18 protein-coding genes and 1 riboswitch are annotated in these 11,356 nt (G+C 28.9%); of the genes, 2 read left to right on the top strand and 16 right to left on the bottom strand.

The genetic code is table 11. The features are described 5' to 3' along the window. Positions 1-8: 8 nt before the first annotated feature. The 8 genes from gcvT to comGA form a co-directional block, all read right to left on the bottom strand. Positions 9-1,097, bottom strand: a complete 1,089-nt coding sequence (gcvT, locus tag ACNMOQ_RS06720; RefSeq protein WP_135031055.1) for a glycine cleavage system aminomethyltransferase GcvT — start codon at positions 1,095-1,097, stop codon at positions 9-11. 80 nt (positions 1,098-1,177) lie between these two features. After that, a riboswitch (glycine riboswitch) is annotated at positions 1,178-1,269 on the bottom strand. After that, the gene (locus tag ACNMOQ_RS06715; protein ID WP_064205405.1) at positions 1,256-1,774 is read right to left on the bottom strand and encodes a shikimate kinase; all 519 of its coding nucleotides are present in this window, start codon (positions 1,772-1,774) and stop codon (positions 1,256-1,258) included. It overlaps the preceding riboswitch by 14 nt. A 235-nt stretch (positions 1,775-2,009) precedes the next feature. Next, on the bottom strand, positions 2,010-2,405 hold the full coding sequence (comGF, locus tag ACNMOQ_RS06710) for a competence type IV pilus minor pilin ComGF (RefSeq protein WP_394877676.1): 396 nt from the start codon (positions 2,403-2,405) through the stop codon (positions 2,010-2,012). A gap of 13 nt (positions 2,406-2,418) precedes the next feature. Then, entirely contained in the window at positions 2,419-2,691 is a 273-nt protein-coding gene (locus ACNMOQ_RS06705) for a hypothetical protein (RefSeq protein ID WP_416350376.1), read from the bottom strand. Between the two features lie 58 nt (positions 2,692-2,749). After that, entirely contained in the window at positions 2,750-3,106 is a 357-nt protein-coding gene (locus ACNMOQ_RS06700; protein ID WP_416350375.1) for a prepilin-type N-terminal cleavage/methylation domain-containing protein, read from the bottom strand. Continuing rightward, on the bottom strand, positions 3,106-3,423 hold the full coding sequence (gene comGC / locus ACNMOQ_RS06695; protein ID WP_070045385.1) for a competence type IV pilus major pilin ComGC: 318 nt from the start codon (positions 3,421-3,423) through the stop codon (positions 3,106-3,108). The genes ACNMOQ_RS06700 and comGC overlap by 1 nt, the downstream gene beginning before the upstream one ends. Positions 3,424-3,436: 13 nt before the next feature. Further along, on the bottom strand, positions 3,437-4,477 hold the full coding sequence (gene comGB / locus ACNMOQ_RS06690; protein ID WP_416350374.1) for a competence type IV pilus assembly protein ComGB: 1,041 nt from the start codon (positions 4,475-4,477) through the stop codon (positions 3,437-3,439). After that, a complete protein-coding gene (comGA, locus tag ACNMOQ_RS06685; protein ID WP_017000235.1) occupies positions 4,474-5,370 on the bottom strand; it encodes a competence type IV pilus ATPase ComGA in 897 nt (298 codons plus the stop codon). Before comGA ends, comGB begins: the two co-directional genes overlap by 4 nt. 152 nt (positions 5,371-5,522) lie before the next feature. Here comGA and ACNMOQ_RS06680 point away from each other — a divergent pair, with 152 nt between their 5' ends. Continuing rightward, entirely contained in the window at positions 5,523-5,771 is a 249-nt protein-coding gene (locus ACNMOQ_RS06680) for a DUF2626 family protein (protein ID WP_017000234.1), read from the top strand. Positions 5,772-5,835: 64 nt separating this feature from the next. Here ACNMOQ_RS06680 and ACNMOQ_RS06675 read toward each other — a convergent pair whose 3' ends face one another. Next, positions 5,836-6,468, bottom strand: a complete 633-nt coding sequence (locus tag ACNMOQ_RS06675) for an MBL fold metallo-hydrolase (RefSeq protein ID WP_064204537.1) — start codon at positions 6,466-6,468, stop codon at positions 5,836-5,838. 97 nt (positions 6,469-6,565) lie between these two features. Between ACNMOQ_RS06675 and ACNMOQ_RS06670 the strand changes: the two genes are divergently transcribed. After that, a complete protein-coding gene (locus ACNMOQ_RS06670) occupies positions 6,566-6,805 on the top strand; it encodes a DUF2759 domain-containing protein (protein WP_017000232.1) in 240 nt (79 codons plus the stop codon). Between the two features lie 28 nt (positions 6,806-6,833). On the opposite strand, the gene ACNMOQ_RS06665 is transcribed toward ACNMOQ_RS06670, so the two are convergent. The 7 genes from ACNMOQ_RS06665 to phoU form a co-directional block, all read right to left on the bottom strand. Then, positions 6,834-7,148, bottom strand: a complete 315-nt coding sequence (locus ACNMOQ_RS06665) for an MTH1187 family thiamine-binding protein (RefSeq protein ID WP_394877673.1) — start codon at positions 7,146-7,148, stop codon at positions 6,834-6,836. Further along, positions 7,148-8,119 (bottom strand): ROK family glucokinase, encoded by a 972-nt coding sequence (locus ACNMOQ_RS06660; RefSeq protein WP_416350373.1) that lies wholly within the window; start codon positions 8,117-8,119, stop codon positions 7,148-7,150. Before ACNMOQ_RS06660 ends, ACNMOQ_RS06665 begins: the two co-directional genes overlap by 1 nt. After that, entirely contained in the window at positions 8,116-8,307 is a 192-nt protein-coding gene (locus ACNMOQ_RS06655) for a YqgQ family protein (RefSeq protein WP_017000229.1), read from the bottom strand. The genes ACNMOQ_RS06660 and ACNMOQ_RS06655 overlap by 4 nt, the downstream gene beginning before the upstream one ends. Before the next feature lie 2 nt (positions 8,308-8,309). After that, positions 8,310-9,758: a rhomboid family intramembrane serine protease gene (locus tag ACNMOQ_RS06650; protein WP_135020316.1), complete on the bottom strand. Its 1,449-nt coding sequence runs from the start codon at positions 9,756-9,758 to the stop codon at positions 8,310-8,312. Next, a complete protein-coding gene (locus ACNMOQ_RS06645) occupies positions 9,759-10,313 on the bottom strand; it encodes a 5-formyltetrahydrofolate cyclo-ligase (RefSeq protein WP_416350372.1) in 555 nt (184 codons plus the stop codon). 168 nt (positions 10,314-10,481) lie between these two features. Beyond that, positions 10,482-10,631: a 50S ribosomal protein L33 gene (gene rpmG, locus ACNMOQ_RS06640; RefSeq protein ID WP_016911879.1), complete on the bottom strand. Its 150-nt coding sequence runs from the start codon at positions 10,629-10,631 to the stop codon at positions 10,482-10,484. A 76-nt stretch (positions 10,632-10,707) separates the two neighbouring features. Beyond that, entirely contained in the window at positions 10,708-11,355 is a 648-nt protein-coding gene (phoU, locus tag ACNMOQ_RS06635) for a phosphate signaling complex protein PhoU (protein WP_064211048.1), read from the bottom strand. Position 11,356 lies beyond the last annotated feature (1 nt).

Here is an 11,356-nt window from a genome sequence, read left to right as displayed (position 1 = left end):
ATTCACTCCTATGATTTAAATGATGATTTTTTAACAATTTTAGCTTTAACTTGTCTTTTTCTTACTTGAATAAGTAGTTCTTTATCCAATTCAAACTCTTCTTTTTTAATTAAGCCCATAGCAATTGATTTACCTGTAGAAGGTGATTGAGTACCTGATGTTACATAACCTATTTCATTACCATCAGTATCTAAAATTTCATAATCAGTTCTTGGTATACCTTTATCAATCATTTCAATTCCAATTGATTTTCTGTCAGCACCATTTTCTTTTTGCTTTTTTAAAACTTCTTTTCCGATAAAGTCATCTTCAATCAATGGCTTTACAGCAAAACCTATCCCGGCTTCATATGGTGTAATATCTTCAGATAAATCTTGTCCATGTAATGGTAGACCCGCTTCTAATCTTAAAGTGTCACGTGCACCAAGACCACATGGTGTTACACCTTCTTTTATAAAACCATCCCAAATTAATTTCGTATCTTCAGAATGACAATATACTTCAAAACCATCTTCACCTGTATAGCCTGATTGAGAAAGTATAACTTCTTTACCAAATATCGTTACATTTTGTTTGAATTCAAACATTTTCATTTCACTAATATCAACGTCTACTAGTTTTTGAACAATTGATCTAGCTTTAGGTCCTTGAATCGCTAATTGACCATAATCTGATGATTTATTTTCTACTTTTGCGTTAAATCCTTTTATTTCTTTCAACCATTCGTAATCTTTATCAGTATTACCAGCGTTAACAACTAATAAATATACAGAATCCTTCAGTTTATAAATCACTAAGTCATCAATAATACCGCCTTCTTCAGTACAAAGGGCTGTATATTGAGCTTTAGAATCGTTAAGTTTTGTAATATCATTTGTAAGTGCATATTGTACAAAATTAGACGCTTCTTCCCCAGTTACTAAAATTTCTCCCATGTGACTAACATCAAAAATACCGACTTCATTTCTTACTGCATTATGTTCTTCCTTAATACTTGTAAATTGGACTGGTAAAGCCCAACCTGAAAAATCAATCACTTTTGCACCTTGATCAAGATACGTTTGATATAACGGTGTCTTTTTTAATTCATTAGCCATTATTTTTCTTCCCTTCTTGTTATGTATAATAAAAAAACAGGGTAGCTTAAGCTACCCTGTTGAAGTACTCTTCAGGAATGCGTCACAAAGTTATCCTTTTGCCTGAGAGATTCACACTAACATGGCTTGCTCCTTCGGCGATGAATTATTCATTCTCTCTAACTTTGATCATTCGCAAATATATCTTTGTCCAGAGAATTAATAATCTCTGTAACAACTACTTCTTTAGGTCTATCTGCATCAATATGTATGAATGCGATATCATTATAACTTGATTCTCGTTTTGAATACAAGCTTTTTAAATCTTCTAGTGATTTTCCATTAGCATTTGGTCTGTTTGGGTCATGATTAATTCTCTCATAAACTGTATCAACATCGCATTTTAACCAAATGTTATGAGGATTACCTTTCATAACATTTCTTGATGCCTCAGACTCAATAATACCACCACCAGTTGAAATAATAACGTCTTTATCAATCCATTCTTCCAGTGATTTTTTTTCCAAATCTCGAAAATGTGATTCTCCATACTTAGCAAAAATTTCTGGAATTGATAGTTTAGTTGTTTCAACGATATAAGTATCGATATCAACTAAAGGTTTGTCATAATGTTCACCTAAATAATTACCGATTGAAGTTTTACCTACGCCCATAAATCCTATTAATACTACTGACATTATATCGACTCCTTAGTTGCTATATTCCAACTTAAACTATATTCTATCTCATTATTCAGAAAATAAAAAGACTATAAATCATTTATTTAAAATAATTTTTATTTCGTTTTTGTAGTATTCTTCTAGATGATTATAGATTTTTATTTTATAACTATATTGAACGAGATAAAATGATAAAAAAGCAGAATAGACAAATAATATACTAAGAAGAAATGGTAAAATAAATCCATCATTTTTAAATAAATATCGTTTCACGAATTGTGATTCTCCCCTTAATGATTTCTAAGTCAATCTGTATATTACCATTATCGTTTTTATTGATTTTAAAAGATTTAATTTTATTTAATAAAGTTATATTTCCTCTGCCATTTATACTTTTATAAATTTTAGAATTTAATAAGGTATACTCAGAACTCGAGTGTTTATGGGTAAAAATTATTTTATTATGAACCTGATTAAGTTTGATTTCAGCCTCTTTGCTCTCTTCTATAATATCTTTTCTAAACATTATTAATTCATATTCACTATGATTAAAAGCATTTTCTTTCAGAGCATATATACTTTGAATTAAGAATGGTATTAACGCTAATATAATCATTAAAAATGATAAAGATAATAACATTTCTAACATCGTAAACCCTTTGTTATTTCTGAACACAAACTTTTTCATAACTATACACGTCTTCCAAGCATACTTTGTCATTCAAATAACTTAATTTTATTTTAGTAGTATCGTACTTTATTTGTTTGGATTGTACTGATTGATATAGAATTTGATAAAGCTTAATTTGTTTCTGTTCACTTTGTATATGTTTATTTAATGTATGAACTATCGGTAATAAAGTGCCTCCTAACAATACGATAATAAATATAGATAACTTTAAATCTATAAATACATAACCATTATTTTTCTTCAACAATTCTATACCTCCCTTTTTCAATACGAAATATGACAAGATAACGTTTATTATTAAACTATAATTTTAATGTTCCAAATTGATTGATATTACCTTCTCCATCGTAAACTAATGTAGTGAATTTATTATCTTTAGATATTTTTCCTTTATATAGATTAATTGAATTTATATTTCCGTTATTAATTTGATATTGTATTTTGGTTGAATTTGGTTTAAACCATACAAGTATAGGTTGTTTAGTTGATAAAGATTTGGTTTCTAAATATTCTAATTTTATTTCAAAATCATTAATGCCACTTGTTAAACCAAATTTATCTACAGAATTAATTGAAATGTGTATTGTTATGAGAACAATAATACTTAGAATACTCAACACAATTACCATTTCTATTAACGTTAAGCCTTTATTATTCATTATTGAGCTACTACTTCTCCGTTATTTAAAACAATGTTCTGACCAGATTTACAAGTCAATTGATTCTCTTTTATGAACCCATCACTTACTAAATCATTAATTGAATTTGGCTTAGCATCGTGTTTTAATGTATATGCTTCTACTTGGCCAGCCACCATTTTAACTTGTGCCTGACAACCAGTACTTTTCACGGTTTCAGACTGCTTGCTTATGTTAGGGATTATAATTATAAGTAAAATACTTATAATTAATAATACGATTAACATCTCAATCAACGTGAAGCCTTCTTCTTTTTTAAAAAACTTTATATTTTTCATTTATTTCATCCTTTCATTTAATGCCATCAACCATTTGTAGCATTGGTAAAATAATAATTAAATATAATGTGACGATTAGGAATGCCAAAGTTCCAAAGACGATGGGTTGTACCCACTTTAAATGTTTGATAATAGATTTTTCTAGTTTCTCAAGCATATATACACTAAAATAATATAATTCTAAGTCTAATTTAGATTTATGTTCTCCATGTGTAATATATTGAATCAGAGTACTATCAAAACAATTCAAGTTATTAATCGCTTGAGGTAAGGAGTCTCCTGATTTCATCGATTGTTGAATAAATAATCCGATATATTTTAATACATCGTCTTTAGTCTGCATAATATAAATTTCAATTATTTTATGAAGCGGTATGCCATTTTGAATAAAAAATGAAAAGTCTCTAGATAATCTATATGAGCGATACATCGAAATATATTGATTCAAAATAGGAATTTTATTAAAAAAGTAGATTTTCTTTGATACTTCTATACCTATATAGAAAAAATAACCTAATAACAATGTGAGAATTGCGATTAAAAATATAATTAATAACGAAGTTGGTAAGTAAGAAAATATTGTAGATAATACTTTTAATGAGGTAGAGACATTTATGTTCATTGATTGATAAATTTCATTGAATTGAGGGATAATCGTGTGATTAACTGCGGTTAGTAACATGAAAAATATAAAAAATAAAAGTGTTGGATATTGAATCGTTTTTATAAATTTTTGTTTCACTTGTTCAATCTTTTTCAAATACAAAATTGAGTGATCTATAGAATCAATCATATTGCCATATTGTTCACCAAAATAAATTTGAGTGATAATAACTTGAGGATAATTTAAAAATGAAACAACTTCATGAAGTAGACCAGTATTTTTCACTATTTCAATAAGCTTTTCCTTAATACGTAACCTTGATAATTGCGAAAATTGATCAGTTAGTAATTGTACTGATTCCATTAATGTGAAACCTTGCTTTAACATATCTGATAAGCGTGTTAAAAATAGTATTTGGTCTTTCTTTAATATATTGCCTTTCTTCATCATGATTTATTTTCTAAATATAGATTAATTTCATGACTAAATATATAAGTCATTTGTCTATATCTATTTCCTAATTGGTCATTTAAAAGTCTTTGATTGGCTATACATGCGATACCTTGTTTTATTTGCTCTTTAGATATTCCAAGTTCTAAAAGTCTATAAATAGCCCCTAAATTATCTTTCGCATGCATTGTAGATAATATTAAATGACCACTTAAACTTGCTTGTATAACTTGCTTGGCTGTTTCTTCATCTCTAATTTCTCCTATCATGACAACATCTGGATCACATCTTAAAATGGCTTTAAAAGAATTATGATAATTTATGTTTGCTTTTTCATTTACAGAAACTTGTACTACACCATCTAAAACTTGTTCAACTGGGTCTTCAATCGTAATAATATGTTTATCTTTAATTTGTTGTAAGTCATATAAAAATTGGTACATAATCGTCGATTTACCCGAACCGGTTGGTCCTGTGAACAAAAATAAGCCTTCGGAATTAAACATTTCTTCTTTAATTATTTTATAATTGTCATCAATATTATGGTCAATATATTCTTCGAAATATTTAGGCGTTAACCTAATTGAGCAAGACTCAATTCCTAGACTTAAAGGTAAAGTGGATATTCTTAAATAATATTTATATATATCATCAAATATATATTGACCACTTTGAGCTTTATTCCTTTCACTTACATCTAGATGAGCAATAAACTTCATATAAATTAATAAACGGTTATATAAAGCGTTATTAATATCACAATCATAAATCGTATTCTCACCACTTATCCTCAACTGAACTTTGACTCGATCCTCTTTCACTGGAATAAAATGAATGTCAGTTGCTTTCAAAATAATAGCATCTTTGATAATTGTCTTAAATAAAGTTTCCATAATCGCCTCCTAATATATATAAACGTAATGAAAACCTTGTTTTACTTACTATATACTTTATATTTTGTAGTAATGCCTATTTACTTTTACACATAGTAACTTTATAATTGTAAGTGACTAAGAAAGTAAACACAGAGGGGGTTCATAAGAAGATGGATAAAGTTTTTAAAACTCTAGGCTTCTGGACTGCTATATTTGCTACAATGTTTTATGTTGGCGGTATGAACATGATGGCTTATTTCTTCGTAGCTCAAACAGGATTTTTCGTATTGTTGGGATACTTAAAATTAACAGAAAGAATGTATATGTATATATTCGCACTATATTTAGTTGTATGCTTTGTTGGATTTACATATTATTCAACATTCTTACTAGAGCCAAGTTTCGGACATCATGGTTAATAGAAGTTTATCTCAACCTAAAAACACCAATTCGTTAAACAACGAATTGGTGTTTTTTATAGCTTTAACTAAAACCATTTAAATAAGGATTGCTCATTTCTTCTTGTTCTATTGTAGTATCTGGACCATGGCCAGGGAACACGGTTGTATCTGGATTTAAAGATAGAAGTTTATCTTCAATAGAATTTAATAAAGTTTGAGTATCTCCTTTATATAAATCTGTTCTACCTATTCCACCTTTAAACAGTGTATCTCCAACGATTGCAAAGTCATCAAATACAAACGTTAAACTGCCTGGTGAATGACCAGGTGTATGCAGAGCTTCAAACTCAAACTCACCTATAACATGATGTCCTTCATCAATCACTGTTGGTATTGTTTTTTGTACTACTTGAGGTAACTGATAAGCTTCAAACTTTTTAGAACCATTTTTTACAGTATCAGTTAACCAAGATTTTTCTTCTTTATGAACATAAACTTCAACGCCCTGCTTGTTGACCACTGCATCTATTCCACCAATATGGTCAAAGTGTGCATGTGTTAATAATATGGCAGCTAATTTTTTATTAAATTTTTTTATACGTTCATTTATAAATTCACCGTTATCACCTGGATCGATAACTAATAGTTCACTTTCACCTTCAATTATATAACAATTTGTTTCAACTATTCCTAAAGAATAACTATGGACTTTCATTTTCTTTCCTCCTCTTGTAAAAAGTATCTCGACAAAACACAATATTAATTATACAATTAATATGATAATAAAAGAAAAATGTATTGGGGGTAATGGAATGCCATTTATCGACACAGGGGAACTATTTGAATTATTCGGAGTAAAGATACATATCGGTGTTAATATTTTCTCATTGTTAATGCTAGCGGTATTTATACTCGGAATATTCGGTTTAATTTCAGCATTCAAAAACAAAAATGTTTTAGGCATTCTTTTTGGTGCGATTACAGTAGTAGCATTTGGTTTCTTTTCACTTGCTACAATATTCACTTATGGATATCCAATATTAAGTCATTAAAGAAAGACGAGTTAAAACTCGTCTTTTTTTATTTGTCTAAATGTCTTTGTACTGAATCTAATTTTTCATTCATTTTTCTCGATTTGTCTCTTCTATCATCAATCCTAATATTTGTACAAACTCTATCTAGTCCTTTATTAAATGGACTTTCATGAATCTCTTGTACAACTTCTAATAAATCTTTTAAGTCACCTTCAATTAATGTGTTCATTGGTGTTAATTGAAAATCTATTTTACCAGTTTCTTTATGTTTTTCCAAAATTAATTGAATATCAGCGATATACTCACTTACACTTGGTCCTTCAGTCCCGACTGGAATTACTACGACATCTACAATTGCCATTATGCATTCTCCTTATCTATTACATATGTTTTAATCAATCCTGCTGCACCAATAATCCCTGCATCATTACCTAAACTCGCAACAACAATTTCTGTGTCTTCTTTAGCAGGCTTGAACGTCATTTTTTCATAATGCTCTTTGATATATTCAATTAAAATATCACCGGCTTTACTAACGCCTCCCCCAATTATAATATATTTAGGGTTACTCATGACACTCATAATACTTGCCGCATACGCAATATAATTAGCAACTTTATCAATTATAAATAAACTAAACTCGTCTCCTATTTTTGCTGCATCAAAAACATCTTTTGCTGAAACATTTTTAGTTGTGATTAAGTCGTGGATACTAGATTTAACACTCATATTTGAATAATAATGGTGTACTAAATTAATAACACCAGTAGCAGAAGCTACAGTTTCTAAGCAACCTTTCATACCACAATTACATCGGAACCTTTTTTCATGATCTACTACGAAATGCCCAATTTCAGCTCCCGAACCATTATGTCCATGAACTAATTCATCGTTAGAGACGATTCCACCTCCAACACCAGTTCCTAATGTGATGCAAACAACATCACTTTCGTTTTGTCCTCCACCTTTAAACTTCTCTCCTAAAGCAGCTACATTAGCATCATTATCTACATAAATTGGGCCATCAAAATATTGTTGCATGATTTTTCTAACTTCAATTTTACCTGTCCAATTTAAATTTACCGCTCCATGAACTATGCCATTATCAAAATCTATTGGCCCAGGTACTCCAATTCCCATTCCAAGTACATCTGATAAAGAAATATCATGTTTTTTTAAATGTACGTTGAAAGAATCGGAGATATTCTCTAATATTCCTTCCCCTGCTTTATTAGTCGCTATTTCCCATTTTTCAACTATGTCTAATTTTTCATCGAAAATCCCTAATTTACAAGTAGTTCCGCCAATATCAGCTGATAGTATATATGTCATTTATTTTCAATCCTTCTCTGATTTATAATTAATCTTGCTTGTAAAAATGTTTCCTTCGAAATTAACATCGATTTGTATAAATCTTTAATTTCTTGCTCCATCATTTCTAATTGATCATCTTCATTTTTAAAATATATTATATAACCAAATTTTTTCAACAATTGTTGTACATCATATAAATTATTCATCTTTAACTCCTAAATGCTGCGATTTCTTTTTTCAAAGCACTGTAATTTTTATTATTTCCATTTAATTTTATCGCTTTGTTATTAAATTTCTCTGCTTTATCGTAATCATCTTTTGCACGATAACCTAATGCGAGTTGATAATTTAAATCTGCTGAGTCTGGAAAAGCTTTTAATCCTTTTTCCCATTCTAGTATAGCCTCGTCTAATGACTTATCATTAGCTTTAATTAGACCGCTAAGTATATATGTTTCATCTGACTCAAAGTGCTTATTTTTTATATGTGTAATCATCTTTTCAGCGCTATTAAAATTCCCTTGATTCATAGCATCTTTCGTTAATTCATCATAAATATAATGTTGTTGCCTATTAAAAATTACGATTATGAGAATAATAGTTAATACGAAAAATCCAATGAAATATAACCATTTACGCTTATCGTTGTCCATCCATTTTTGAATGCAATACATAATGATAGCACCACCGATAAATCCACCTAAATGAGCAAAATGGTTAACATTATTTATGAATAACGTAAATAATGAAATAATCAAAATACCTATAAATGTTTGTAAAACAAATTGTTTATTAATATTACTTTTAGTAAATAGATAAACGATAAACGCACCAATTAACCCGAATATTGCGCCACTAGCACCAATCGAAATAGAAGTTGTATCAATACTTAAAGAAACGATGCCAGCGAATAAACCGGAAATTAAGTATATCGTCCCCATCTTTATAGAACCTATGGCTCCTTCTATCAATTTACCAAATACGATTAACGAGAACATATTCATCAGTAAATGTGTGATGTCTGCATGTAAAAACATGGAGGTAAACAATCTATACCATTCGCCGTGCACCACATTGAAATGAACGAGTCCTCCATAATCTATTAAGCTAATTTGTGAATCTCGCTTAAACACTAGAACTATTGATAACCATACAATGACATTAATTGCGATTAAAAAATATGTTACTGGTGAAAATTTCAACATAAATTTATCTATAAAACTAGCGTTTAATAATTTATTTTTATATGTTGTAACAGACATTAATTTATTACGTTTAATTTGATGTTTTGTCACTACATGTGATGTTACTTTCTCAAAATCTTTAATTTCATTAATAACATAGTATTTAATTTTAGGACGACTAGTTTGCTTAAACTCTGTTAAGTCCATCTCTTTATCAGATATATAAAATACATCTAACTGTTCAAAACTAAACCCTATAAACTCTATTAAATTACTAAGATGGTCTGTGACTTTTTTAAAGTCAAAGTCCACTTCTTGATGAGTTGGTGTTTTATGTATAAATCGTTTAACTGTTTTTTTAGCTTCATGAGTCAGCCAAATTTCGTCATTATCCTCATCAATTGATAATATTGTATAACCTTCTGTGTACACTAAATAATAAATCGACTTCCACATTCTTTTTAATTTTTCCATTTATTTTTCTCCATATACTTCTCTTGGTAATAATAATTCTTGTACTGGTACATCATGACTTTCTATATCAAAACCATGAATTTGTATTGGATATACTAAACTTAAAGTTGAACCAGTATAATCCGCAAGATATTTGTCAAAATATCCTCCACCATAACCAATCCGATAACCATCATGACGAAATACAACACCAGGTACAATAATTAAATCGATATCATCACTTATTTCCGTTTCTTTAGTAATAAATCTTATTCCTTTTGAATCGAATGATATAGAATTCATATCGTATAATCGCTGAAACTTCATTTCTTTTGTTAAGTAATTTGTCGTCGGTACATAAACTTCTTTATTTAATTTAAGCAATTCTTCGATAATAGAATCCGTATTCACTTCATGGTCCATGCTCAAAACAATTGCTACAGATTTAGCTTGTATAAAATAATCATGTTTAAATAATTGTTCATATAAATCTTCATCAAAAGTTAATTTTTGAGCTTTAGTTTGTTCTTTCATTTCTTGAAGTACTTTTTTTCTAAGTAATTTTTTAGTAGTCATGGTCTTCTACACTTCCTAAATAAATTATTTAAAACCACGTTAGACACCTTTAATAATAACATAAGAAATACTGGGTAAGGTAGTTGTTGCACCTTATAAATTCATTTTCATTATATAAAAATAAAAAACACATAACTATAAAATAGCCATGTGTTTTCATTCGTTTTATTATTTAGTTTCTCTATGAAGAGTGTGTTTACCGTCGCGAGCACAATATTTTTTCATTTCGATTCGCTCTGGGTTATTACGTTTATTCTTTTTAGAGATGTAGTTTCTTTCACCACAATCAGTACATGCTAAAGTTACGTTTACGCGCATGATGAACCCTCCTGTTCTTATTTCAATTAATATACGACCTTTTTATAATACCATCTATGGTTACAGAATTCCAGTATTATTTTTCAATAGATTCATAGTGTTCACCTGTTATATAGTAATAACAACTTTCACTTATATTTTTTATATGGTCGCCTATTCTTTCTAAATACCTTGCAGCTAAATGTGCTTGAGTCGAAATAAATGGATCATCATCTATTAAATAAGTTGTATTACTAATTTCTCTATACAAATCATCAATATCTGTATCTCTTTCAATAATCTCTTTGATTAATAATATATCTTTATTTCGAATTGCATTTTCTAAATCTTTTAACATTAACATCGCTAATTTACCCATAGTTTTTAATCTTGTAAGAATAAAATAATCAGTAATAATAACACGCTTCCTAATTTGAGCAATGTTCGTTGAGTTGTCCGCCATTCTTTCTAGTTCAGAAGCAATTTTAAGTGCAGAAATCATAACGCGCAAATCTGTAGCCATTGGTTGTTGTTTTGTAATTAACATTACTACTTTTTCATTAATATCATATTCCATTTTATTAATTTTACTATCATAAGCAATAAGTGCTCTAGCGTTTTTTTTATCTTCATCGCTTAACACTGACACAGACTGTTCTATCATATTATATACTTCTTTACCTAATTCAAATAAATCTTCTATAAGTGCTTTCAGTTCGCCTTCGTACTTTTCTCTTATAACCATA

The organism is Mammaliicoccus lentus (assembly GCF_947036595.1).
GTDB classification, from domain to species: domain Bacteria; phylum Bacillota; class Bacilli; order Staphylococcales; family Staphylococcaceae; genus Mammaliicoccus; species Mammaliicoccus lentus.
The sequence above is the reverse complement of the archived record's forward strand: the minus strand, read 5'-3'. Positions and strand labels throughout refer to the sequence as shown.